This window comes from Nocardioides ginsengisoli (genome assembly GCF_039537225.1).
GTDB lineage: Bacteria > Actinomycetota > Actinomycetes > Propionibacteriales > Nocardioidaceae > Nocardioides > Nocardioides ginsengisoli.
Genome location: NZ_BAABAC010000040.1, coordinates 151074 through 175536, shown reverse-complemented (window position 1 = coordinate 175536; position 24463 = coordinate 151074). Strand labels below are relative to the sequence as shown.

The window sequence follows — 24463 nt, the reverse complement described above, 5'->3', positions numbered from 1 at the left end:
CGCCGCCGGCTGTGCTCAGCCGACGTTGATCGTCAGCGGCGTCGCCTCGGTGTTGGCGTAGCCGACCACCTCGGACACCGACACGGTCCAGGTCCCGCTCGCCTTCGGCAGCACGCGCAGGGTCCACGCCCCGGTCGCGCTCGTCGTCGCCGCCGCGACCACGGTGCTCGTCGACGATCCGGTCGCCTTGAACCGCACGGTCAGCCGCAGCGTGGGCGCGGGGCCGGTGCTGCCGCCGTACGTCCGGGTGGCGCTGCCGCTCAGCGTCACGGCTCCGCCGGGAGCGACCGTGCTCGCGGACGCCGTCGCGGTGACGGCCGTCGTCCAGGTGCCGGCGGTGACCGAGCCGACCGTGGCAGTGGCCGCGGGCTGTCCGGCGACCCCGGCGAAGGTCACCGACAGGACGCCGCTCACCTTGAGCGGCACCGCCGCCGTGAACCGGCCCTCGGCGTTGGTGGTGCCCGCGCCGACGCGGACCGCCGCGCCGCCCGACGGGGTGACGTAGACGGTGACCGGCTTGCCGGCCAGGGAGGTCACGGTGCCGCCCGCGTCGCGCTGGAGCCGACCGGTGACCGACACGCTCTGGCCGTAGCCCACGTCGGACTTGTCGACGACGCCGCTGATCAGGGTGGCCGGCGTGCTCACCGCGATGGTGCCGGCGGTCGCCGTCGCCCCGTCGTACGCCGTCGTGGCCGTCAGCGCCACGCTGATCGTGCCCGACTCGGTCGGCTTCACGACGACGCTGAACCGCCCGTCGGCGCCGGTCTTCGCGGTGCCCAGCGGCAGGACCTTGCCCGCCCCCGTCGTCAGTCGTACGGCGAGCGCCACGCCCGCCGCCGACGCCTCCGAGGAGCCGGCGGTCGCGGTGAGCCGGCCGGTCACGGTGACCGGGTCGCCGTAGTAGATCGCCGCGTCGTCGGCCGACGCGGTGAGCGCGGTCGTGCAGCGCGCGGGCGTCGCGACCAGCTGGGCGGTGCCGCCGGCGGCGTACACGGTCCCGGCCGCGGTCTTCGCCCGGTACGTCGTCGCGACGGTCGCGGTCTGGCTGAGGATCGCGGTGCCCTCGACCGTGGTGAGCGGGGAGCCGGCCGTGGCGGGCGCCGTCATCGCGGCGGTCTGCTTGGTCAGCGCGACGGCGAGGCCCTTGACCGGCTGGCCACTCGCGGTGTCGACGACCCGCGCGGTCAGCGGGAAGGCGGCACCGGTGCAGACACCGGTGGAGGTGCCCGCGGGGAACGCGACGGTGACCGGGCGCGCCGTACCGGTGGCGAAGGTGAGCGGGCTGGTGACCGCCTTGCTCGCGCCGGTCGAGTCGACGACGGTCGCGGTGACCGTGGTCGGGGTGGCCGTCGAGGCGTTGCAGGTCACCGAGGTCTGCAGCTCGGTCGGCGTGCTGAAGACGCAGTCGGCCCGCGCCGACTTCCACGTCACCGACGTCACCGTGCGCCCGGTCGGCAGCGTCGGTGCGATCGACGCCTGCGTCGCGAGCCCCGGTACGGCGGGGTTGTTGACCGCGATCGTCGCGCCGAGGACCGTCGGCGTGCCGGGGGCGCCGCCGCCCGACCCGTCGCCGCCGCCGATCAGGAAGCGCGAGTCCGCGGCGTTCCAGTGGGTGTCGAGCCAGCTGCCCGGGTCGGGGTAGGTCGAGAAGTAGTCGTCGTTGTTGCAGTCGTAGAGGTACTCGCGCTCGGCCGGGCAGACCTGCTTCATCGCGAAGCCGCCGCCGTCGGCGTAGCACATCGTGTCGGACTCGTCCCAGCAGTGACCGGCGCGGGTGCCGTGCGGGGCCGTGCTCATCACGCCGCCGAAGGTGTGCAGCAGCTCGTGCGCCTCGACGGAGTGCTGGGTCGCGCCGTCGCCGAAGCCCCAGCAGCCGGAGTCGATCCGCGCGTACTGGGCGTAGCGCCCGTTATTGGGGTTGCCCTGGCCGTCGGTGGCGTCGGGGTACATCGACGCGATGCCGCACAGCACGGTCGCGTCGGTCCACATCAGGTACTTGCGCGCCGGGTCGGTGTAGCCGAGCGCCTGCACCGCCGAGACGGTCGCGTTGAACGACGCCATCGAGCCGGCCGGGACGGTCACGTTGAGGACCTTGGCCACACAGGCGGCGCCGTCGGGCTCGGTGACATAGCGGACCCGCCGTACGCCGCCGGTGAGGGCGGCCGAGCGGTTGACGACGTCGTCGACGCCGGCGGCCCACAACCGGAAGCTGGGCAGCAGCGCGGCGTACCGGTTGGTCTTGCCGGCCTCCACGACGTACATCGCCTGGGTGCGGTAGCCCGTCGTCCCGTCACCCTCGCAGGTGACGGCCGGGCTGGCCGCGGCGGCCTGCGCCGACGCAGGGACGCCGAGATCCTCGGCCGCGTCGTACGCCCCGGCGGTGCCGCCGTCGCGGGTGCGCAGCTCGGCCGTGCTCACCGGCACGGTCGGGTCGACGCCCGGCGGCGGGTCGTCGGCGTGCTGGCACGCGCCCGGCAGCGACCACGCCAGCGCGTCGCCGCAGCGGGCGGGCTGGGGCGCGGCGGGGGAGAGGCTGAGGGCAGCGGGGACGACGAGCGCGATCCCGAGAAGGAACGACAGCAGGACACGACGCATGCCCGCCCGATCGGTGAAGCCCGATCAGTGCTGAGCCGTCGGCCGAGAAACGAGACGGGGTCCCAAACAGGTCTGGCCGCCCGCGGGTCCGGCGCTGCGCTCGCGCCAGAAGTGCTAGTGCGGCAGCGCGGCGAGAGGCAGGCTCGCGCCAGATTGCTAGTGGGGCGCCCAGGCGTCGTCGTCGGAGGTGCGGGAGGTGACCGCGTCGGGCAGCCGGCCGTCGGCGAGCTGCTGGATCGAGACGTCCTCGAAGACCTCGCGCAGGGCCCGACGGGCGGCGATCCAGACGTGCTGCAGGACCTCGGCCGCGTCGTTGTAGTTGACCGCCTCGGGCCGCAGCCCGTAGACCGACACCAGGGGGCCGTCGACCGCGCGGATCACGTCGGCGACCGACACCGAGTCGGCCTCCCGGGCCATCCGCCAGCCGCCGGACTGGCCGCGCTGGGACATCACGATGCCCGCGCGGCGCAGGTCGGCGAGGATCGCCTGGAGGAAGCCGTGGGGGATGTCCTGGAGGCGCCCGAGCTCCTCGGCGCTCACGGCCTTGCCGTCGGACCGGCCTGCCATGGCGATGAGTGCCCGGAGTGCGTAGTCGGACTTGGCGGAGACGCGCATGAGGCTAGTGTCTCAGATTGCTCGATCGAATCACTCGACCTAGGGGCGATGTTGCTCGGCGGACGCGCGGTGGTGCTCCGGGCGGGTGGGGTAGGTCACTTGTAACTCGGTGTCCGGTCATCCACCACGGTCGAGCGTGAGGTAACTCGGTGTCCGGTCATCCACCACGGTCGAGCGTCAGCTAGCACGGTGTCCGGTCATCTACCACGGTCGTTCGTCAACTAGCACCGCGTCCTGACCAGTCACAGCACCGCGGTGGATGTACGGACACCGAGTTACAAGCGAACTCGCACCCCAGGCGCCCGGACCCAGCCCCGCCCCGACCCCGGCGCCGCGCGCCCGCGCCGGGATGAGTGCAGGCACCCCGGCGCGGGCGGCGACAGGTCACGGCTCGATGAGGACGCTGAAGGTGATCGCGGCCGATCCGCTCGTGTTCGCGGTCGCCGTCAGCCCGCCCTGCGGCCCGGCGGCGACGGGGCCGTCGCTGTCGGCGAGGACGCCGGAGATCGCGCCCGACGGGCTGCCCGAGGCGGTCGTGCGCAGGACGGCGCCCGGCGGCAGCGTCCACGACGTCGTCCCGCTGCTCTTGTCGGCCCAGTAGCTCACCAGCCAGCCCTGCCCGTCCGGCGCGTTGACGGACGGCGTGACGTGGTCGGCGCCGCTGCTCGTCTGCACCTCGACCGAGCTGTCGGCGATCGGCACGCTCGGGTCGGTCCCGCGGTAGGCGACGACGCTGAGCACGCTCTTCGCGAAGGCACTCGAGGTGACGGTGACCGGGCTGCCGGCGTCGGTCGCCGTGGCGATCCGGCGGTACAGCCGGCCGACCGCCTTGGTGCCTGCGGCTGTGTTCTCGACCTCGGTCCAGCCCGCCGGCGCGGTGTACGTCGGCGTCGTGGTGTTGGCGACGAAGAACGCCAACAGCAGGTCGCCCTGTTGGACGCCCCCCGGGATGGCGGTGGTGTGCGACGTGCGGTTGCCCGCGGTCGACGCGGCGCCGACGACGCTGATGGTCGGTGCGGCGGTGGCGGGCCGGGCGGTCCGCGTCGTCGCGTCGGTGAGGCCGTCGTTGTCGGTGACGGTGAGTGACGCGGTGACCGCGCCCGCCGAGGCGTAGGTGTGGCTGACGGTCGCGCCGGAGGTGGTGTCGGTCGCGCCGTCGCCGAATGCCCAGGCGTAGCCGGTGATCGTGCCGTCGGTGTCGGTGGAGGCGGTCGCGTCGAAGCTGCAGGTGAGCTGCACGCAGCTGACCGTGAACGACGCCGTCGGCGGCACCTTGACCGGCGGCGGGATCGGCGGCCCCTGGTAGAGGAACATCGCCCGCGAGGACCAGCCGGAGCCGGACGGCGCGATCGTGGTCGCCGTTCCGGCGACGGCGCCGTTGCCGCCCCAGGTCGCGCGGCTCAACGACCCGTTGCTGCCGGCGAAGTAGAGGTTGCCGTTGGCGACGAACGCCCCGCGCATCGTGCTGTAGCTGACCCCGGTCACCGACGGCGTGGTGAAGAACTGCTGCCCGACCACGCCCGACTCGCCCTCGAACGCCCGCCGGAACAGCGTGGTCGAGCCGGACTCGGTGAAGTAGATCCAGCCGCGGTAGTAGAACAGGCTCGTCAGGGCGGGGATGTCGGTGTTGTGCCAGGCGTTCTCGGTGACGAGCTGGTCGGCGGTGTCGACCAGCGACGCCGGCCCGTAGGTGGTTCCGTCGAAGGTGCTCTTCGTCAGCGTCCGGTTGGAGTACGCCGTGTAGAGGTCGCCGTTGATCATGAACGCGCCGACCGCGGTGCCCCAGCCGGGGCCGTTCGGCGCATTGACGGGCGCGCCGGCCGTCGTCCCGTCGAAGCTCTGGCGCACCAGCTGGGATCCGCCGCTGACGACGCGGAAGACGTCACCCGGCAGCGAGGCGTCCTGACGCAGCGGCAGGGTCTTGCCCGAGGCGAGGGGCACGAACGCCACCTTGCGGTGCGTCTGGCCGGCGAAGGTGTCGGTGTCCGATCCCACGAAGAGCCCGTCCGGTGTGGCGACGAGCGCGCGGACGCCGGCGCCGAGGGTGCGGGTCGGGTTCCACTGGTAGGGCATGCCGTTGACGACGTCCAGCGCGGCGATGCCGGGCCGTGAGACCGCGCCGTCACCGGCCGCGTCGCCACGGGTCGGGTTGTTCTGCCAGCGCATGTGGCCTCCGGTGTAGACCACGTCGCTGGTGACCTCGACGGTCCACGTCGTGTCGCCGCCGGTGTACGCCGTCCAGGTCGGCCGCACGTTGAGGCCGCCGGCGTTCGTCTCGAACCGCGCGACCAGGTCGCACCCGCTGGTGCCCGCCATGCTGCCGCTGAAGCCGCCGTAGGCCCCGGTGGTGGAGACGATGAAGAAGGTGCCGTCGGGGGAGAACTCGACGTCGGTCATGTAGGTCTCGAAGGAGGAGCTGCAGGGCGTCTCGTACTGGGTCGTGTAGTAGTTCGAGAGGGTTGCCGCGGTGCCACCGGAGATGTCGAACACCGCGAACTGGTGGCGCTTCTGGCCGTCGACGGTGTCGAAGTTGCCGATCGCGACGAGCTTGCTGTCCGTCGGGTCGGTCGCGATCTTCTGCACGTTGGTGACGCCGCCGTTGTGGACGCCGGCGAGCACGCTGGCGTAGTACGGGTCGCGGGCGCCGGTGATCGCGTCGACCGTCGCCAGGCCACGGCTCGGGCGGCCCTGGACGTAGGTGAACTTGCCGGCCACCCACAGCCGGTTGCCGGTCACGGACATGTCGCGGACCTGGCCGTCGAACGTCCCGGGCTGGAAGGCAGCGACCCGGTTGCCGGTCGCCACGCTGGCCTCGTAGAGCCGGCTCGCCACGATGCTCACGCCGCCGGAGGTGGCGTGGTCGAAGGCGCCGCCGATGTAGACCGACTGGCCGTCGGCGGCGGGTTGGAGCGCGTAGACGAGGCCGTTGGGGTTGGGCGCGAAGGTCGTGCTGACCTGGCCGGTCGTGGCGTTGAACGCGAACAGGTTCGCGCGCGGGATGTCCACGCTGCTGCCGGCGTTGCGCACGCGGGTGAAGGTGCCTCCCACGATGATCGTGTTGCCGACGCGGGTCATCGCGTGCACGGCGCCGTCCATCACGTTGGGGGTGAAGGCGGCGGGCGCGGCACTGACGATGCGTCCGGTCTGAGGGTCGGCGTTGCCGGTGTCGGCGGCGCGGCTGGGAGCAGCGACCCCTGTCAGGAGGAAGGCCAGGACCAAGCTGCCCAGGGCCAGCAGCGAGGTCGACGTACGGCGTCCGGTCATCGTCCCATCTGAGCGGTTCGGACGCCCGAATGAATGACCCTTTTCGGTGATCTTCTCCCGGCCAGGCAACGGATGTGAGAGATCAGACCGACCCCCTTGCTTGCTCGGGGCTAGCACCCCCCGTATGATGAAGTTACTGGTGAGTAGCAGTCGCCACTTCAACTCTGAGAACCCCTAGAAATGGTGGGAACAGTGAGCCACTACAAGAGCAACCTGCGTGACATCGAGTTCAACCTCTTCGAGCTCTTCAACGTGCAGGAGTACCTCGGCACCGGCGTCTTCGAGGACATGGACGCCGACACCGCGCGCGAGATCCTCTCCGAGGTGGAGCGCGTGGCCCGGGAAGACCTGGCCGCCTCCTTCGTCGACTCCGACCGCAACCCCCCGGTCTTCGACCCCGCGACCAACAGCGCGCCCGTCCCGGCGTCCTTCAAGAAGTCCTACGACACCTGGATGGAGTCGGGCTTCTGGGCGCTCGGCCTGCCCGAGGAGATCGGCGGCACCACCGCCCCGCCGTCCCTCGTGTGGTCGACCGGCGAGATGGTGCTCGGCGCGCAGGCGCCGATCTGGATGTACTGCACCGGCCCGTCGATGGGCTCGGTCGTGTTCAAGAACTCCAACGGCGTCGAGCGCGACATCAAGATCGCCAAGCTCATGCTCGAGAAGCAGTGGGGCGCCACCATGGTCCTCACCGAGCCCGACGCGGGCTCCGACGTGGGCGCCGGCAAGACGTTCGCCACGCCCAACGACGACGGCACCTGGAACATCTCCGGCGTCAAGCGCTTCATCACCAGCGCCGAGTCGGACCTGCAGGAGAACATCATGCACCTCGTCCTCGCGCGCCCGAAGGGCGTCGAGGGCGTCGGCGGGCCCGGTACGAAGGGCCTCTCGCTCTTCCTCGTGCCGAAGTACCACTTCGACGTCGAGAGCGGCGAGCTGACCGGCGAGCGCAACGGCGTCTACGTCACCAACGTCGAGCACAAGATGGGCCTCAAGGTCTCCAACACCTGCGAGGTCACCTTCGGCGACGCGCAGGTCGGCGGCGGCGAGCCGGCCCGCGGCTGGCTGCTCGGCGAGGTCCACGACGGCATCCGCCAGATGTTCGACGTCATCGAGAACGCCCGCATGATGGTCGGCACCAAGGCCATCGCGACCCTGTCGACCGGCTACCTCAACGCGCTGGAGTACGCGAAGTCGCGCATCCAGGGCGCCGACCTCACCCAGTCGTCCGACAAGGCGGCCCCGCGGGTCACGATCACCCACCACCCCGACGTCCGTCGCTCGCTGATGACGCAGAAGTCCTTCGCCGAGGCGATGCGCTCGCTGGTCATCTACACCGCGACCTGGCAGGACAAGGTGTTCGTCACCAAGGCCGCCGGCGAGCGCGACGAGCTGGCCGAGGCCGTCAACGACCTGCTGCTCCCGATCGTCAAGGGCTACGGCTCGGAGCGCTCGTGGGTGCTGCTCGGCACCGAGTCCCTGCAGACCTTCGGTGGCTCGGGCTTCCTGCAGGAGTACCCGATCGAGCAGTACGTCCGCGACGCGAAGATCGACACCCTCTACGAGGGCACCACCGCGATCCAGGGCCAGGACTTCTTCTTCCGCAAGATCGTGAAGGACCAGGGCAGGGCGCTGGGCCACCTCGCGGGCGAGATCAAGGCGTTCGTCGAGTCCGAGGCGGGCAACCCGCAGCTGAAGAACGAGCGCGACCTGCTCGCCCACGGTCTCGCCGACGCCGAGGCCATGGTCAGCGCGATGATCAACGACCTCATGTCGGCGCAGGACGAGATCCGCAACATCTACAAGGTCGGCCTCAACACCACCCGCCTGCTGATGGCGCTCGGTGACGTCGTCTGCGCCTGGCTGCTGCTCCGCGGCGCCGAGGTCGCGCTCGACCGGCTGGCTGGCGACGCGGGCGCCGACAAGGCCTACTACGAGGGCAAGGTCGCTGCGGCCCAGTGGTTCGCGCAGACCAACCTGCCGCGTCTCGCCGCCGAGCTGAAGATCGCCCAGGGCGCCAACCTGGACGTGATGGAGCTCGACGAGGCCGCGTTCTAGCTCGATCGCTGCCGATCCACGCCGCTCCCTCTGAATCATGCGACGGCCGTCCCGGGAAACCGGGGCGGCCGTCGTCGTTCGTCCCCTAGCCTTCGCTGGTGCTTCGCCTCGCCTGTGCCGCCGTGCTCCTGCTCGCGACCTTCCTCGTCGCGCCCGCTGCGGCCTTCGCGGAGACCTATCCGGAGCCGGTACTGGTGGGCGACGTCGGCGACCCGAGCGTGGTCGCGGACGGACGACGACTGGTCGTCGTCGCCACCGGCGCGCAGGTCGACCGGGCGGTCAAGGAGCCCGGTCGGGACTGGCGGTGGACCGAGCCGGTGCTCGCCTCGCGTCCGGACTGGGCGCGCAAGGGCGCGATCTGGGCAGCCGATCTGACCCGCGTCGGCAACCGGTGGCTGCTTTACTTCGCCGTTCCGGTGCGGGGTCTGGGCCGTGAGGGCCGGTGCATCGGCGTCGCCGTCGCACGCGGTCCGCTGAAGACCTTCCGCCCGGTGGGGACACGGCCGCTGGTGTGCCCGGCGCGGGCGAAGGTCCCGGCGGCGGCCGACCCGGTCGTCGTACCGGACCTGCCGAGCAAGGGCGTGATCGACCCGTCGGCCTACGAGGAGGGCGGCCGGCGCTACCTGCTCTACAAGACCGACAGGAAGCCGTCGTCGCTGCGGCTGCTGCCGTTGACGGCGAGCGGCCGCAACGCCGCGGGCGCGAGCGTCGAGCTGGTGCGGTCGGACGGGGTGATCGAGAACCCTGTCCTGCTGCGCAATGCCGCCGGCTACTACCTGTTCGCGTCGGAGGGCGACTTCGCGCGCTGCACCTATCGCCAGACCTGGCGCCGATCGGCGTCGCTGACCGCGTGGGCGGACGCCGTACCGGCGGTGTTGCTCGACCGGACGACGACCGGCGGGCTCTGCGGTCCCGGCGGTGGCGACGTGCTGGTGCGGCAGGGGCGGACGACGCTGTACTTCCACGGCTGGGTGCGGCTGCACTCCACGAAGCCCAAGGGTGCGAGCTTCTGGGGCTGGAACGGCGGCGAGCGTGAGGCCCGGCGCGCGATGTACGCCGCCCGGCTGGCGTTCCCGGGCGGTGTGCCGACGGTGGTTCGCTATCTGCCGGCGGGGTAGGAGGGTCGCGTGACGCAGCAGCCCTCGACGAGCACGGGCCGGACGATCGGGCTGATCGTCGGCATCGTGCTGCTGGTGATCGTCCTGTTCTGCAGCGGGATCGTGGCGCTCTTCGTCTGGTTCCTGACGAACGTGAAGCACGCGGTGTCCGACTTCGACCCTCACCGCGAGGGCGGCCGCGACAACCCGATCACCGTCGCGGTCGGGCAGGCCTTCGACATCGACGGCATCGACTATGCCGCCGGCTGGACCTACGGCGACGGCACGATCGCCGGGCTGAAGGGCAGCAACCGTCGCGACGACGGCCGCAGCAGGTCGGTGTTCCTGACGTTCACCTTCGTGACCGCCGACCGCGTCGAGGTCGGGGAGGTCACCTGCAGCAGCAGCGGCTCGATCGCCCACGGCAACTCCGAAGAGCTCGACTGCCAGGGGAGCGGGAAGGTCTCGGCGACGTACGACCATGTCGACGTCTCAGCTTCCTACTGAGGCATGGGGCGCCCCACTAGCATCGGCGCCATGAGCGACCGCGAGCTGCTGGCCGGCTATGTCGACACCTGGTGGAGCGCGATCGGCGACCTCGCCGCGCTGCTCGACGAGCTCGAGCCCGACGACTGGGCGCGCACGACCGACCTCGCCGGCTGGGACGTCAAGGCCGTCGCGTCGCACATCGCGCACCTGGAGTCGATCCTCGCCGGCGGGCCCGACGAGACCGCCGAGATCGGCGAGCTGCCGCATGTGACCGGGCCGATGGGCCAGTTCACCGAGATCGGCGTGGTCACCCGGCGCGACGTCGCGCCGGGGGCGATCGTGGCCGAGATCCGGACGACCACCGAGCGCCGGCACGCCGCGTTGCAGGCATCGGCGCCGGACGACGGCGCCGCGCCCGCCGACGGCATCTTCGGGCTGATCGGCTGGAACACCCGCACCCTGCTGCGCAATCGGCCCCTCGACGTGTGGATGCACGAGCAGGACGTCCGGCGCGCGGTCGGCCGGCCCGGCGGCATGGACACGGCGGGTGCGCAGCACACGGCCGACTACCTGAGCGAGGGCTTCGGGTTCGTGGTCGGCAAGCGCGTCGCCCCGCCCGCCGGCACGACGGCCGTGCTCGACGTCGCCGGCAGCGTGCCGGTGGCCGTCGTCGTCGGCGTGGACGGCCGCGCGCAGCGGCTCGACGACGTGCCGTCGGCGCCCAGCGTGGCGCTGACGATGGACCGCGAGAGCTTCATCGTGCTGGCCGGGGGCCGGCGCGCCGCCGTGCCGGGCGCCGTCCGGATCTCGGGAGACCAGGAGCTCGGCGAGCGGATCGTCGCCCGGCTCGCCACCACGCCGTGAGGACCTCGATGACCTGGAATATCGCCGACCTGCACGACCAGACCGGCCGCACGGTCGTGGTCACCGGTCCCACGACCGGCGGGCTCGGGCACTACACCGCACTCGAGCTGGCGCGGCGGGGCGCGCGGGTGATCCTCGCGGGCCGCAACCCGGCGAAGGTGAAGGAGACAGTGGGCGCGATCCGCGGCGAGGTTCCGGACGCCGTACTGGAGGCGCTCCACCTGGACCTCGCCAGCCTGAGCTCGGTCCGCACCGCGGCGGCCGCGGTCGCGCAGGTCGGGCCGATCGACGTCCTCGTCAACAACGCGGGCGTGATGGCGCCGCCGTACTCGCGGACGGCGGACGGACTCGAGCTGCAGATGGCCACCAACCACTTCGGGCCGTTCCTGTTCACCGGGCTGCTGCTGCCGCAGCTGGTGCAGAGCGCCGACGGGCGCGTGGTGACCGTCGCGTCGCTGTTCCACAGCTTCGCCGGCAAGGCGCCGCTCGGCGACCCGCGCGAGCAGCGCGGCCGCTACCGCCGCTGGCGCGTCTACGGCCAGACCAAGCTCGCGAACCTCTACTTCACCACCGAGCTCGACCGCCGCCTGCGCGCCGCCGACCTCCCCGTCCGCGCCCTCGCCGCCCACCCCGGCTTCGCCGGCACCCACCTCGCCGCCAACGGCCAGTACGGCCGCTCGTCCGGCGGCATCGCCTCGATCCTCGACGCGGGCGTCCGCGCGGTCTCGCAGTCGGCCGCGGCCGGCGCCTGGCCGTCGCTGATGGCGGCGACGTCCGATCTCCCGGGCAACTCCTTCGTCGGGCCCAGCGGGCTGCGCCAGATGGCCGGGACGCCGCGGGTGGTCGGCCGGAGCCGGCTGGCGCGCGACGAGGGCGCGGCGCGGCGGCTGTGGGAGATCAGCGAGGAGACCGTGGATCTGCGGTACCCGTGACGTCGCGGCCTCACGCCGCGAGCGGCACCGAGCCCGGCATCACGGTCGGGGCGCACGAGCAGGTGTCGCTGCACGCGAGGTAGGTGTGGACCGCGTGGCCGCACGCCGGGCACGGCAGGTCGTGGCTGAGGTGTCGCTGGTCGGTCGGGGCGATGTCCCACATGGCCGTGTCTCCTTTGCTGGCGTGGTGTCTCTTCACTCTGACCACGAAGCAGGAGGCGCTGATACGACATCCGGCGGGGGACTTTTCGGATCTTCTTGGTTTCGGGGCTGGTCTGCCGTAGTCGTGTGCCTGAGAACGTCTCTGGGCGGGTTCTCGGGCACACGACTCCGGCAGAGCCGGGCCCACATGCGCGGACCCGCCGTGAGCACCGGGCTGCTCGCGGCGGGTCCTGGTCCGGGGAGTGGGTGGGGTCAGGCCATCTCGGGGACGTGCAGGTGGGCGTAGGCCAGCTCGAACTCGTGCACCTGGACGATCTCGCCGTTCGTGTCGCTCGCCGCGCGGGCGCGCATCTCGTCGGCCGCGGTACGGCTGGCGATCATGGTCTCGGTCGACTCCCATGCGGTGGTGGCACAGCCGAGGCCGGTCCAGCGGTTGATCAGCAGGCTGGCACTGCAGAAGCCGGACATGTCCTCGAGCTGGGGGAGCAGCGACATGCGGAAGCTGTCGACGAGGGCGTCGAGGTCGCCCTGCAGCCAGCTGACGCGGCAGCACTCGGCGTGGTGCATCCGGTGCATCATCGCGATCTCCCACTCGTCGACCTGCATCGAGGCGTGCAGCAGGTCGCGGCTGCGGTCGCGCATCGGGCGCAGCGTCTCCTCGCTGTTGTGCATGGCCTCCTCGGTCTCCCACGAGCTGGTGGCGATGCACATGCCGGTGTCGCGGTCGACGAGGAAGGAGACGCCGAGGCAGCCCTCGGACTTCTGCAGCATCGGCGCAGCCTCGCCGATGATGAACTTGATGCCCGCGTCGACGGTGTCGGGCTTGCCGTGGAACGTGCTGGAGCGTGCGAACACGGCCCACTCCTCTCTGGGGCGGGGCAGTGCCCGACCGGCACTGCCGGTTAGTCCCTGCCTACTCCTCCCGGGGCGCGGGCGCCATACCCAGTGTCGGCGGAGTCGGTCAACGACCCCGCGGGCCGTAGACCGCCTCGGCCTTCTTGAACGCCGCCTCGCGTGCGGCCTTCGTGTTGCGCGCGGCCAGCAGGAACGCCTGCTCGACCCGCTCCCGTGCGAAGGTACGGCGGGGCGACGCCGTCCACGTGTCGTTGAACAGCCGCTTGGCCGCGGCCAGGGCGTCGGGCGACTTCTGGGCGAGCTCCTCGGCGAGGCGGAGGGCGCCAGCGAGCGGGTCGTTGTCGAGGCGGGTGACCAGGCCGAGCTCCTGGGCGCGCGAGCCGTCGAAGACCTCGGCGGTCATGGTGAGCAGCTTGGCCTGGTCGATGCCGACGAGCTCCTTGAGCGCCTGGATGCCCGACATGTCGGGGATCAGGCCCCACTTGCCCTCGAGCACCGACCAGCGCGAGTCGGGAGTCGCGATCCGGAAGTCGGCGGCCAGCGCGATCTGCAGGCCGCCACCGAGGCAGTGGCCGTGGACGGCGGCGATGACCGGCACCGGGATCCGGCGGAAGGCCCACGGGGCCTCCTGGAAGGTGTTGGTGCCGCGCAGCGGCCGGGGGACGAATGCCTTCGCGACGCCGGCGGGATCGCGCAGCACCGACGCGAAGTCGAGGCCGGCGCAGAAGGCGTCACCCTCGCCGCTGACGATGACGGCGCGCAGGGTCTTGTCCTTGCGCAGCCGGGCGGCGGTCGCGACCAGGTCGTCGAGGATGTCGAGGGTCAGCGCGTTGAGCTTCTCCGGCCGGTCGAGCCGGACATGGGCGATGCCGTCGGAGATCGTGCAGGTCACGTGGCTCATGACGCCCATCCTACTCGCAAGTAACAATCAGTAGGCACCTCGGCCGCGCAGCACGGCCCCCACGGTCCGGACGACGATCCGCAGGTCCAGCAGCAGCGACCAGTCGTCGACGTACTCCTGGTCCAGCCGGACCGACTCCTCCCACGACAGGTCCGAGCGCCCCGACACCTGCCACAGCCCGGTGATGCCGGGGTGGACGACCAGCCGGTGCCGCACGTCGGGGTGATAGGCCTCGACCTCCGCCGGCAGCGCCGGCCGCGGGCCGACCAGCGACATCTGGCCGAGGACGACGTTGAACAGCTGCGGCAGCTCGTCCAATGACGTACGGCGCAGCCACCGCCCCACGCGCGTGACCCGCGGGTCGTCGTGGATCTTGAACAGCACTCCCGCTCCCTCGTCGGCCGCGGCCAAGGCGTGCCGGACCGCCTCGGCGTCGGTGGTCATGGTCCGCAGCTTCCACATGGTGAAGCGGGCGTCGTCCTTGCCGACGCGGGTCTGCCGGAAGAACGCCGGCCCCGGTGAGTCCAGCCGTACGGCGACGATCAGGCCCAGCAGCAGCGGCGACAGCACGATCAGTGCGATGAGCGCGAGGATCGGGTCGACCACCCGCTTCAGCCAGTGGGTGGGGCCGATCCGGCGCGGGGCGCCGACGTACAGCAGCGGGAGGTCGTCGCTGAGGTCGAGCCGGGTCCGGCTGGCGGGCGAGGTGTAGAGGCCGGTCCAGACGAAGACGTCGACCCCCGCCTCCTCCAGCTTCCACCTCAGTCGCAGCACGTCGGCCGGTGCGATGTTCGGGTCGGGGGCGACGATGACGGCGTCCGCCCCGCAGGTCCGGGCGAATGCGGCGCAGCTCTCCGTGCCCCGCGCGATCGAGATCTCCGGCCGATTGCACGGCCCGTCGTCCGCCACGCATGCGCCGAGAACGACGAACCGCCGCGGCTGCGCGCGCTCCAGGCGGTTGAGCAGTGCCGGCAGACTGGCGCTGCTGCCCACGACGACGACCCGGTGCGTCACGCCGACGACGGGGAACAGCCGGTGGTCGACGGCCGCGACACCCACCCGCACGCCGATGCCCAGGAGCGCGGTCATGGCGCACGCCGCCGTCACGCGGGCCGCGGAGATCGGATAGTCGATCATCTCGGCGATGAGCAGGGTGACGGTCGGCAGCACCAGGGCGACGAGCAGCAGCCGGCGCGCGCGCAGGCCGATGTCGCCGGGCAGGCGGTAGTCACCGGACAGCGCGACGGCGACCAGCCACAGCGGGATGTAGACGAGCACGGTCCGCTCGTGGGCGATGCCGCCCGGGAGCACCAGGGTGGCGGCGAGGAGGACCAGTCCGGCGGCCAACGCGTCGCCCAGTGCGCGCGCACGCCCGCCGTGTCCGGGGCGGCGCAGCGCGTGCCCGGCGTCGACGTCCTCCCGTGAGACCGTCGACGCTCGGAAGAGGGCATCGATGACGGTCATCGGTGGACGAGATCCTCGACCAGGGCCTCGAACCGTGCGAGCGTGGGGGAAGGACGGCTCTCCTGCGGCGGTGCATGGCCCACCAGGACGGCGAGCTCGAGACGGACCGCGAGCTCGTCGACGTCGTACGCCGTGACGATCATGCCGCTGCGCGCGAGGAAGCGCGCGAAGCGCTGCTGGTGGTCGTCGACGTGCTCGCCCAGCCGCGGGTCGCGCGGTACGACGATCGGCGTGTGGCCGCGGCTGCGCGCGTCCATGATCGTGCCGGGACCGCCGTGCGTGACGACGGCGCTGGCCCGGTCGAGCAGCTCGGCGATCGCCGACGGCCCCATCAGCGCGTCGCCCGTGAGCGAGCGCGGCAGCGGCGTGGCGCCGTGCTGCACGTGGAACCGGAAGCGTCCCTCCTGCTGCAGCTGCACCGCCCACGCCAGCAACCGCCCGAACCGGTGGTGATCGGTGCCGAGGAAGACCGCGACGAGCGGCGGGTCGACGCGCCTCACCAGAGCTCTCCCACCAGCACGGAGGAGCGGTAGAGCTGCTGCTGCTCGGGCCACTGCACGAGGAAGAGGTCCGTGGTCGGGCGGCACAGCCGTCCGGTCAGCGTGGGCGTCTCGATCCGGTCGTAGACCTCGAGATAGACCGACGACGTACGCCGCCGCTGCCGCAGCCAGAAGTACGGGACGGCCACGGCCGCGCCCGTCGTGACGATGAGGTCGGGCCGGTAGTCGTGCAGCACCGCACGAGCCTGGACCGAGTTGCGCAGCAGGTTCGGCAGGTTGCGGGTCGTCGGGTGGTGCGCCCAGGTGACCTCCTCGCCCTCGAGCTTGGCGATCGCGTCGGCGGTGTCGAAGGTGACCCAGTGCCGGTCGTGCTTCTCCCACCATGCGCGCAGGCACATGAGCTGCGCGAGATGCCCTCCGGAGGAGGAGACCAGCAGTAGTCGCATAGCGGGACTCCCGGGCGTAGGAGCGATGGATGCGCCCCTGACACTAGGGACAACGCACCTGCCCGACATGCCCCAAATGCGGCATACCTACGGGCTTCTCAGTCCTCCGGCGGACGCCAGCCGACCTTGTACGCCGCACCCACCGCGGCGATCTGGGAGTTCATGTCCAGCTTGGCCAGGATCGACTTCACCTGGGTCCGCACGGTGGCCTCGGAGACCACGCTGGAGCGGGCGATCTCCCGCACCTGGGCGCCTGTCATCAGCGCGCCGAGGACCTCCATCTCGCGCCGGGTCAGGCGTTCCAGGCGCGAGCGGATGTCACGGATCTCGTCGCGATCGTGCAGCGCCATCGCGATCAGCGTGGCGCGCTCCTCGGAGGTCATGAGGGGAAGTCCGTCGCGGACGCGCTTGACGGTGCTGATCACCTGGCTCAGTGGACAGGTCTTGAGCAGCACCGCCTTCGCGCCCTGGCGCAGGCATTCGCCCCACCGGGACTGGTCTCCGCTGCCGGTGATGACGATGACCGACGCCCCGGACGCGGTGAGCGGGGCGATCAGCCGGACGCCGTCGCCGACCCGCCCGAGGCTGAGGTCGAGCAGCACCATCCGCGGCGCGCTGCGCAGCGCGGAGGCGAGGATCGTCGCGAGCGACGTGTGCGGGTCGGTGAGGTCGATCCGACGTACGTGGTAGCCCTCGGCCTCGAGCGTGAGGGCCACCGACTCGGCGAAGAGGGCGTGGTCGTCGATGATCGTGATCCGCATCGGTCGCGTCGCGACAGTCATCGTCATCCCGCCAGTCCGCTCGTCTCGTTGGATGCCGCCACCAGGCGGGCGGTCGGTACGTCGGCCCGGGGGAGCGTCACGATGAAGCACGCGCCGGCGGGTCGGCTGGTGTCGACGTCCAGCGATCCGCCGAGCTCGAGCATCAGCCGATGGGCGCGCTGGAGCCCGATGCCCTGGCCGGTGGAGAACGCGCCGCGCGCGCCCCACTGGAAGAGCCGGTCCTGGATCTCGGGGTCGATGCCCGGCCCGCAGTCGGTCACGCGGACCTCGACGACGTCGTCGACGGCGCGTGAGGTGACGGCCGTGGCATGGCCGTGCGCGTGGCGGCGGGCGTTGTTGAGGAGCACGTTGAACACCTCGGCCAGCGGGTCGGCGCGTCCGACGACGTGGTGGTGCGCGGGCTGCCAGGTGACCCGGTGCCCGATCACGTCCTGCGACATCACGAGCGGCTCGACGATCTCGTCGAGGTCGAGAACGGAGAGCTCCTGCCCCTGCTCGGCGAGGCTGCGGCCGAGGCGGGCGGCCTCGGCGTCGACCATGTGCTGCAGCGCCGTACGGCGAGGCCCGGGCGGGACCTGGCCGCTGGTGAGCAGGTGGACGCCCGCGACGATGCCGGCCGTCGCGGCCCGCACCTCGTGCACCACCTCGCGGTCGTGCTGCACGGTCGCCTCGGCCTCGGCAGCGCGCTGCCGCAGCGTGGTCTCGCGCTCGGTGGTGGCCGAGAGGGTCTCCAGCAGCATCGGGATCACCGAGGTCGCGAGCAGTGCGCTGCACAGCACGACGCCGACGATCGACTCGACCGGCGGCGAGGTGGCGCCCCGGGCCGTGGCGTAGAGCCGGGCGACGAACAGGATCGCGATGCCGGCCGTCATCCGGACCGTCGCCCAGCGCGGCAGGGGGGAGCGGAGCAGCAGGTCGCAGCTGATCGCGACCAGGCCGACGATCGCGAGGATCACCAGCAGGTCCCCGGGATGGCGCAGCGTCAGGTACGGCGAGTGGTCGAGCGTCATCAGGACCAGCCGGACGGCGAGGACGGCCAGGCCCAGCAGGAAGCCCAGCAGCATCGGCTGCAGCCGGATCGGCCGGCGTCCGCGGACGCCGTGGTTGAGCAGCAGCAGGATCATCGACAGGCTGACCAGGTGCCCGGCTGTCAGCCGGTAGCTCTGGGCGCTGTGCGCCGGGTCGGCGATCGCGATCACCACCAGGGGGAGGTCCTGGACGGCGATCAGGGCCGCGACGGAGGAGAGCCGGGCGCGGGCCAGGCATCCGGTCAGGCGGGCGTCGAAGGAGAGCACCAGGGCGCTCGCGAGGAGCACCAGGTCCGCGAGGACCGCACACAGGTGGCCGGCAGAGTACAGCGGCCGTGCGGTCCGGTCCTCGAGGAACAGGACGCCGTACGGGAACAGCATCAAGGCGGCAAGGAGCAGCGCCCACCACAGGGGTGGAGCTCCTGTCGGCTTCTTCTCTTTGGGGCTAGGCCGTCGAGTGACCGCCCGAGAAGACACCTGAGTCAGGTGCCCGGACTGACGGCCCCCATCGTGCGGGCGCGTCATAGGAAGAAGTATCCGGCTGCTACCCCATTTTGGGCGCGGAAGATCAGAACGTACCCATTATTTGCCTCAGGATTTTGCCGAAGCTGGGGGACGCGGCGATGGAGGGAGCTGTGAAGCCTTCACCGATGATGCCACAGATGTGACTCATGGTGCCACTGTCACCGAACGTGTCGTGGAGGTCGCCGCTCCCCAGCCATCGGTGACCGTCAGCGTCACCACGTACGTGCCGCCCGCGGGGAAGGTGTGCGACGCCGCCGACGTCGTGGTCAGGGGAGTGCCGTCGCCCCAGTTCCACCTGTAGGTGATGGCGTCGCCGGTGTCGGGGTCGCTGGAGCCGACGGCGGAGAAGTTGCACGCCAGGCCGGCGCACGCGGGCGGGTTGAGCACCGCGGTCGGGGCGTGGTTGCCCGGTGGCGTGGTGATCGTGACGGTGCGCGTCGCCGTACCGATGTCGCCCCACTCGTCCTTGGCGGTCAGGACGACCGTGTAGGTGCCGGCCGCCGTGTAGGTGCGGGTCGGGACCGGGCCGGTGCCCGTGCCGTTGCCGAAGTTCCACGAGTAGGTCAGCGTGGCGGCGTTCTCGTCGGTCGAGCCGCGGGCGTCGAAGCTGCAGACGTTGTTGGTGCAGCTGACGGTGAAGCTCGCCACCGGCGGGTTGTTCGGCGGGTGCGTGACGGTCGCGTGCCGCACGTAGATCGCGCTCACGAAATTGTGCTGGTCGGTCGCGCGGACCTGCACCGTGTAGTCGCCGGCCGGGATGACGGGCGTGGTGTAGGAGAAGTTGGAGCCGGGCGTGCCGGGGCTGTTGAGGAAGGCGGTGCGCCAGCTCGGGGTGGTGCTGGTGAACGTGCCGGTCGAGCTCAGGTACTGACCGGCCGCGTTGACGATGCCGACCTCGACCTTCGCCATCGCCTGGTCGTCCTCGGCGCGGCCGCTGACGAAGATCTCGCCGTCGGGGAAGACGGTGCCCTCGGTCGGGCTGAGCAGCGACTCGTTGAGCACCGGCGGTTGGTCGCCCGGGTAGATCGGGTAGCGCGCGGTCGCGCCCGTCGTCGACGGATCCTGCTGCCCCGCGCTGTCGAAGGCGTACGCCGTCACGTTCCAGTCGCCCTGGCTCGGCAGCGCCACGTTCAGCGACCACGTGGTGCTCGTCGCCCCGGGGCTGGCCAGGGTGGCGTCGATGGTCGCGAAGGCCGCGGCCATGGTGCCGTTCGGCTGCAGGTAGCGGCTGGTGTCGGCGTCCCGGACCGCCACGGCCACCCGGCTGACGGCGTGGTCGTCGGTCGCCGTGCCGGTCAGGTTGAGCAGCAGCACCTGCTGCCCGTTGATCGTGCCGGTGACGTCGAGCAGTCCGTTGGGCGGGCTGTCGCCGGGGATCGCCGCATTGATGGTGAGCCGGCCCTGGTTGGTCGACGACGTGGTCAGCCCGATGTTGTCGGTCACCGACACCGTGAAGGTGTACTGGCCGGGGCTCAGGTTGAACGGCGTCGTGTAGCTCCAGTTGTAGCTCGGCTGGTTGAGGTTGACCGGCGAGATCCGGTAGGAGCCCGCGATCACGCCGGTGCCCCACGAGCCGTCGGACGCGAGCCGCTCACCCGTCGAGTTGTTGCGCAGCGTGATGGTCACCAGGTTCACCGCCTGGTCATCGTTGGCGGCGCCGGAGAACGTCAGCGGGCTGCCCGGAGTCACCGTGACCGGCTGGGCTGCCGTCGGCGGCACCATCGTGGCCGGCTGCGTGATCGACACCGTCGGCGCCTGGCCGTTGGCCGCGACCACCCAGCGGCGGTCGGAGGTGTCGAGCGACGACTGGCCGCTCGTGTCGGTCGACCGGGCCTGCGCCCACCACGTGTCCTCATAGGGCACGGTGATCTCGTAGGACCAGGTCGTGCTGGTCGCGCCGACGACGTCGGGCGTGACCCGGAAGGTGTTGTACGTCGCCGACACCGTGCCGTCCGCCTGCAGGTAGCGGTCCTGGCTGTCGCGCAACGTGAAGCTCACGCTGTTGACGCCGATGTCGTCGGCCGCGGTGCCGGTGATGGTGAACGTCAGCGAGCTCTGCGGGCTCGGCGGACCGGTGATGCTGGTCGTCGGCGTCGCGTCGCTGGTGCCGAAGGTCTCGTAGCGCTTCGACGCCTTGGTGTTGTCGCCGGTGCCGTTGCCGGCCACCGCGCGGGCGCGGACGAGCAGCTCGCGGTTGGCGGTCATCGTCACCGGGAGGGTCCAGGTGCGCGTCGTGCCGGTGCCGGAGTCGAGCGTGGCGTTGATGGTGTTGCTGGTCGTCGAGCCCCACGTGGTCAGGTCGTCGTTGAGATAGCGACCGGAGTTGCGGTCCATGATCTCGACCTCGACCCGGTTGATGCCGGAGGCCGCGGTCGCCGTACCGGTGATGTCGTAGGACTGGTTGATCGGCTCGATCCGGCCCTCGATCGGCGCGGTGATCGTGGTCTGCGTGCCGTTCTGCGCGGGCACGCTGTTGAAGTCGTAGAACGCGACGCGGCCGACGTTGTAGCCGCCCTTGGTGTTGCCGTCGCCGCCGTCGAAGAGGCCGCGCGGCGTCGCCTCGAGGTACTTGTCGCCCTCGTAGGAGTTGGACGTCGGGAACCACTCGAGCGCATGCCCGTCGACCGGGTCGAGCGAGGCGAGGTGGAAGCGCTTCACGACCGAGTCGCCGAGCGCGTACGCCGACAGGCCCTGGCCGGTGCCGTAGCCGACGTCGTCGAGCCCGGGCCACGGGATCGGCGCGGTCGCCGACTCCGACCACTGGAAGTGGCCGCCGACGTAGATGCCGACCTCGGTGATCGCCACCGAGTAGGTGGAGTCGAACTGGCGGGTGATCCAGACCGGCTGGGCGTTCGGGTCGTCGTTGAGGTTGAACCTGATGACGGTGTCGTTGATCGGCGGCCGGTCGCCGCCGGAGCCGCTGGTCACGACGAAGTAGGAGTCGTCGGGGGAGATGTCGCCGCCGTAGGCGCGCTGGATGCCGCCCACGAACTGCAGGTTGTCCTGCCACAGCATGGTCTTCCAGGGCGTCAGCTTGCCGGTGCGGGTGTCGATGATCGCGACGCCGTAGCGGTCCTGGCCGTTGACCTGACGGCCGGTGTGGACGACGAGCAGCCGGCCCTCGTCGTGCGTCAGCTTGAGCCGCTGCACGGCGAGGTCGCCGTTGGTGCCGATGCCGCCGGTGATGTTGTTGACGAAGTCGGTGCGGACCGCGCCGGTGACGCCGTCGACCGCGGCGAGCGCGCTGCGGGGCACGCCGTTGATCGTCGTGAACCGGCCGCCGGCGTACACGGTCGAGTTGGTCACCGCGAGTTCGTTGACCTTGCCGTTGGCGTTGGCGGTGAAGCCCGCGACGGGCGCACCGGTGGTGGGATCGATCCGGGCGATCGCCTTCTTGCTCACGCCGTTGACCGTGCCGAAGTTGCCCGAGATGTAGAGCTTGGTGCCGTCGGGCGTGGCCTCGACGGCGTCGACCTCGCCGTTGGTGAACGTCGGCCGGAAGCCGGTGTCGACCAGGCCGGTGCTCCAGTTGTAGGCGGCCAGGTAGGGCTGGCTGATGATCGCGCCGTTGTTGGGCTGGCGGATCGCGGTGAAGGTGCCGGCGACATAGACCCGGTTGCCGACGACCTCGATGTCCCAGATCTCGCCGTCGGTGATCGTCGGCTGGTCCGTCCGCGGCGTGTCCGGCACCAGCGTGGTGTGGCCGGGCTTCGGGTTCGGCGGTACGGTCGTCGCGCTGCTCGTCGCCTGGTCGGTGTGGCCGTTGCCGTCGCTGACGGTCAGGGTCACCGTGCGGGTCCCGGGCGTGGCGTAGGTGTGGGTCGGCGAGACGCCGGTGCCGGTCTGGCCGTCGCCGAACTGCCAGCTGTAGGTCAGCGCGTCCTTGTCCGGGTCGTAGGAGTGGCTCGCGTCGAACTCGCAGGTCGGGCCTGAGCAGCCGGTCGTGAACGCCGCGACGGGCGGCTCGTTGGTGCCGGTCGCGTCGGCGCCCGGGTCGAGCACGACGGAGAAGAGGGTGTCGCGGGAGACCGACGTGCTGGTGGTGGCGGTGCGGCCCGCGACCGGGCCGACCGGGACGACGCCGTTGGAGTCGCCCAGGATGCCGCTGATCTTGCCGCTGCCGGTGCCGGCCGCCTGGCTGCGCGAGGTGGTGCCGGCCGGGAGGGTCCAGACCGTGTCGGTCGACGACTTCTCCGTCCACATGCTCACCAGCCACGAGTTGGCAGCCGAGGCCGTCGTCGCCGGCGTGGTGTGGCTGGTGGCCGAGGCGTCCGCACCCCCCAGGGCGGACGCCCCGACCACCGCCGGTCCGGTGCTGCGGTAGGCCGCGACGGTCATCTCGGACTTCACGAACGCGCTGCCCGTCACCGTGACGGTGCTGCCGGCGTCGGCCACGGTCGCGGAGCGGGTCCAGACCAGGCCGCGGATGCCGTTGCCGTCACGCGACTTGAGCAGCGTCCAGCCGGGCAGCGGGTCGAGCGTCGTGGTCGTCGAGTTGGTGACGAGGAAGAGGAGGAGCCGGTCGAGAGGCTGCACGCTGGCGGGGATCGTCACCGAGTGGCCCTGCCGGTTGCCGGCCGTGCTGGCCGCGCCGACGAAGGAGATGTCGCCGGACGTGACCGTCGTGCTCGGGCTGACCGGGTGGCTGACGACGTCCTGGTGGCTGCCGTCGCTGACGGTCAGCGTCACCGTGCGGCTGCCCGCGCTCGCGTAGGTGTGGCTGGGCGTGCGGCCGGTGCCGGTCTGGCCGTCGCCGAACGCCCACGAGTAGGTGAGCGCGTCGCCGTCGGCGTCGCTCGACCCGGACGCGTCGAAGGCGCACGTCAGCCCGTTGCAGCTCGAGGTGAACGCCGCGACCGGCGGGGTGTCCGTCAGGTCGCCGGGGCTGATCACCACCGAGAACGTGGCCGAGCGGGAGATGGTGGTGCTGGTGGTGGCGGTCCGCGCGGCCGCCGTCCCGGTGGCGACGGGGCCGTTGGAGTCGCCCCACACGCTGCTGACCTTGCCGGTGCCGGTCGAGGCGGCGGTGGCGCGGCTCGTCGTACCGGCGGGGACGGTCCAGACCGTGTCGGTCGACGACTTCTCCGACCACACCCCGACCAGCCAGGAGCCCGCGTCGGCCACCGGGATCGCGGGCGCGACCGCGCTGGTGCCGGACGTGTCGGCGCCGCCCGCGATCGCCGTGACGCTCGGGGCAGGGCCGGTGCTGCGGTAGACGCCCACCGTCATCGCGTCCTTGGCGGCCGCGCTGGTGGTCACCGTGACATTGGCGTTGACGTCGGCCGCCGTCGCGATCCTGCTCCACAGGCGGCTGCGGACGGCGTTGCCGTCGCGGCTCGCGACGAGCGTCCACCCGGTCAGGTCGGCGATCGTGCTCGTCGTCGAGTTGGTCGTGAGCTCCAGCAGCAGGACGTCACCGGCCTGCGCCGTACTGGGGATCCGGACGACGTGCGCCGTCCGGTTGCCCGACGAGCTCGCCGCGGCGACGTACGAGACGCTCGCCGGCGCGGCATCGGCTGGCGCGAGTGCGGGGAGGGAAACGACGGCGGCCGTGATGATGGGGATGACCGCTCGGGCGACGTGTCGCCACAGTCGACTGGGGACCGGGTGGCGCCGACTGATGGTGGTTGGACACATGGGCCTCTCCGATCCCCGCACTCGCAAGGCCCTCTCCGGTCTGGAGGGCCCTCGCATCCTGCTGCGCAGGGTCGGCAAGGTGCATGACCGATATTGGGCAGGATCCCGGATCACCGCTTGATTGCGGGGTTTCGGGGCTGGTCTCGCGGGGTCGGTCGGGCGGCCGCACTCCACCGACCCGGCACAAACTGGCTCGGAAAACGCGCTGATCCGGCACAAACTGGCTCGGAAAACGCGCTGACCCGGCGC

General features: G+C 71.4%; 17 protein-coding genes. 5 read left to right on the top strand and 12 right to left on the bottom strand.

What is annotated here, in order from left to right; all coding sequences use genetic code 11:
- Window positions 1–15: 15 nt before the first annotated feature.
- From AB4880_RS21325 to AB4880_RS21315, 3 genes are all read right to left on the bottom strand, one after another.
- Complete coding sequence (locus tag AB4880_RS21325) at window positions 16–2595, bottom strand: hypothetical protein (protein WP_367921224.1); 2580 nt, start codon at window positions 2593–2595, stop codon at window positions 16–18.
- Between the two features lie 156 nt (window positions 2596–2751).
- A complete protein-coding gene (locus AB4880_RS21320) occupies window positions 2752–3210 on the bottom strand; it encodes an RrF2 family transcriptional regulator (protein ID WP_367921223.1) in 459 nt (152 codons plus the stop codon).
- Between the two features lie 384 nt (window positions 3211–3594).
- Window positions 3595–6474: a PKD domain-containing protein gene (locus AB4880_RS21315; protein ID WP_367921222.1), complete on the bottom strand. Its 2880-nt coding sequence runs from the start codon at window positions 6472–6474 to the stop codon at window positions 3595–3597.
- Between the two features lie 192 nt (window positions 6475–6666).
- On the opposite strand from AB4880_RS21315, the gene AB4880_RS21310 reads away from it, so the two are divergent.
- The 5 genes from AB4880_RS21310 to AB4880_RS21290 all read left to right on the top strand — a co-directional run bounded on the left by AB4880_RS21310 (window position 6667) and on the right by AB4880_RS21290 (window position 11914).
- Window positions 6667–8532, top strand: coding sequence for an acyl-CoA dehydrogenase (locus tag AB4880_RS21310; protein WP_367921221.1), 1866 nt, complete (start codon window positions 6667–6669; stop codon window positions 8530–8532).
- Window positions 8533–8630: 98 nt separating this feature from the next.
- Window positions 8631–9650 (top strand): family 43 glycosylhydrolase, encoded by a 1020-nt coding sequence (locus AB4880_RS21305; RefSeq protein ID WP_367921220.1) that lies wholly within the window; start codon window positions 8631–8633, stop codon window positions 9648–9650.
- 9 nt (window positions 9651–9659) lie between these two features.
- Window positions 9660–10136 carry a hypothetical protein gene (locus tag AB4880_RS21300; RefSeq protein ID WP_367921219.1) on the top strand — a complete coding sequence of 159 codons (477 nt, stop codon included), beginning with the start codon at window positions 9660–9662 and terminating at the stop codon, window positions 10134–10136.
- A gap of 30 nt (window positions 10137–10166) precedes the next feature.
- On the top strand, window positions 10167–10982 hold the full coding sequence (locus AB4880_RS21295; protein WP_367921218.1) for a maleylpyruvate isomerase family mycothiol-dependent enzyme: 816 nt from the start codon (window positions 10167–10169) through the stop codon (window positions 10980–10982).
- The gene (locus AB4880_RS21290) at window positions 10979–11914 is read left to right on the top strand and encodes an oxidoreductase (RefSeq protein ID WP_367921217.1); all 936 of its coding nucleotides are present in this window, start codon (window positions 10979–10981) and stop codon (window positions 11912–11914) included. Before AB4880_RS21295 ends, AB4880_RS21290 begins: the two co-directional genes overlap by 4 nt.
- A 10-nt stretch (window positions 11915–11924) precedes the next feature.
- On the opposite strand, the gene AB4880_RS21285 is transcribed toward AB4880_RS21290, so the two are convergent.
- The 9 genes from AB4880_RS21285 to AB4880_RS21245 form a co-directional block, all read right to left on the bottom strand.
- Window positions 11925–12077 (bottom strand): hypothetical protein, encoded by a 153-nt coding sequence (locus tag AB4880_RS21285; RefSeq protein ID WP_367921216.1) that lies wholly within the window; start codon window positions 12075–12077, stop codon window positions 11925–11927.
- A gap of 251 nt (window positions 12078–12328) precedes the next feature.
- Window positions 12329–12931, bottom strand: coding sequence for a hypothetical protein (locus tag AB4880_RS21280; RefSeq protein WP_367921215.1), 603 nt, complete (start codon window positions 12929–12931; stop codon window positions 12329–12331).
- Window positions 12932–13037: 106 nt separating this feature from the next.
- The gene (locus AB4880_RS21275; RefSeq protein ID WP_367921214.1) at window positions 13038–13832 is read right to left on the bottom strand and encodes a crotonase/enoyl-CoA hydratase family protein; all 795 of its coding nucleotides are present in this window, start codon (window positions 13830–13832) and stop codon (window positions 13038–13040) included.
- Between the two features lie 27 nt (window positions 13833–13859).
- Window positions 13860–15296, bottom strand: a complete 1437-nt coding sequence (locus tag AB4880_RS21270; protein WP_367921213.1) for a sugar transferase — start codon at window positions 15294–15296, stop codon at window positions 13860–13862.
- The gene (locus AB4880_RS21265; protein WP_367921212.1) at window positions 15293–15796 is read right to left on the bottom strand and encodes a glycosyltransferase; all 504 of its coding nucleotides are present in this window, start codon (window positions 15794–15796) and stop codon (window positions 15293–15295) included. The genes AB4880_RS21270 and AB4880_RS21265 overlap by 4 nt, the downstream gene beginning before the upstream one ends.
- Window positions 15793–16242, bottom strand: a complete 450-nt coding sequence (locus AB4880_RS21260) for a UDP-N-acetylglucosamine--LPS N-acetylglucosamine transferase (RefSeq protein ID WP_367921211.1) — start codon at window positions 16240–16242, stop codon at window positions 15793–15795. The genes AB4880_RS21265 and AB4880_RS21260 overlap by 4 nt, the downstream gene beginning before the upstream one ends.
- A gap of 98 nt (window positions 16243–16340) precedes the next feature.
- Window positions 16341–17030 (bottom strand): response regulator, encoded by a 690-nt coding sequence (locus tag AB4880_RS21255; RefSeq protein ID WP_367921210.1) that lies wholly within the window; start codon window positions 17028–17030, stop codon window positions 16341–16343.
- Window positions 17027–18433 (bottom strand): sensor histidine kinase, encoded by a 1407-nt coding sequence (locus AB4880_RS21250; RefSeq protein WP_367921209.1) that lies wholly within the window; start codon window positions 18431–18433, stop codon window positions 17027–17029. The genes AB4880_RS21255 and AB4880_RS21250 overlap by 4 nt, the downstream gene beginning before the upstream one ends.
- A gap of 288 nt (window positions 18434–18721) precedes the next feature.
- On the bottom strand, window positions 18722–24214 hold the full coding sequence (locus AB4880_RS21245; RefSeq protein ID WP_367921208.1) for a PKD domain-containing protein: 5493 nt from the start codon (window positions 24212–24214) through the stop codon (window positions 18722–18724).
- Window positions 24215–24463 lie beyond the last annotated feature (249 nt).

Bases quoted from the DNA above. Each gene is read 5' to 3' on its own strand.
- AB4880_RS21325 (WP_367921224.1), bottom strand. From the start codon at position 2,595: ATGCGTCGTGTCCTGCTGTCGTTCCTTCTCGGGATCGCGCTCGTCGTC.
- AB4880_RS21320 (WP_367921223.1), bottom strand. From the start codon at position 3,210: ATGCGCGTCTCCGCCAAGTCCGACTACGCACTCCGGGCACTCATCGCC.
- AB4880_RS21315 (WP_367921222.1), bottom strand. From the start codon at position 6,474: ATGACCGGACGCCGTACGTCGACCTCGCTGCTGGCCCTGGGCAGCTTG.
- AB4880_RS21295 (WP_367921218.1), top strand. From the start codon at position 10,167: ATGAGCGACCGCGAGCTGCTGGCCGGCTATGTCGACACCTGGTGGAGC.
- AB4880_RS21285 (WP_367921216.1), bottom strand. From the start codon at position 12,077: ATGTGGGACATCGCCCCGACCGACCAGCGACACCTCAGCCACGACCTG.
- AB4880_RS21275 (WP_367921214.1), bottom strand. From the start codon at position 13,832: ATGAGCCACGTGACCTGCACGATCTCCGACGGCATCGCCCATGTCCGG.
- AB4880_RS21270 (WP_367921213.1), bottom strand. From the start codon at position 15,296: ATGACCGTCATCGATGCCCTCTTCCGAGCGTCGACGGTCTCACGGGAG.
- AB4880_RS21260 (WP_367921211.1), bottom strand. From the start codon at position 16,242: ATGCGACTACTGCTGGTCTCCTCCTCCGGAGGGCATCTCGCGCAGCTC.
- AB4880_RS21255 (WP_367921210.1), bottom strand. From the start codon at position 17,030: ATGACGATGACTGTCGCGACGCGACCGATGCGGATCACGATCATCGAC.
- AB4880_RS21250 (WP_367921209.1), bottom strand. From the start codon at position 18,433: ATGCTGTTCCCGTACGGCGTCCTGTTCCTCGAGGACCGGACCGCACGG.
- AB4880_RS21245 (WP_367921208.1), bottom strand. From the start codon at position 24,214: ATGTGTCCAACCACCATCAGTCGGCGCCACCCGGTCCCCAGTCGACTG.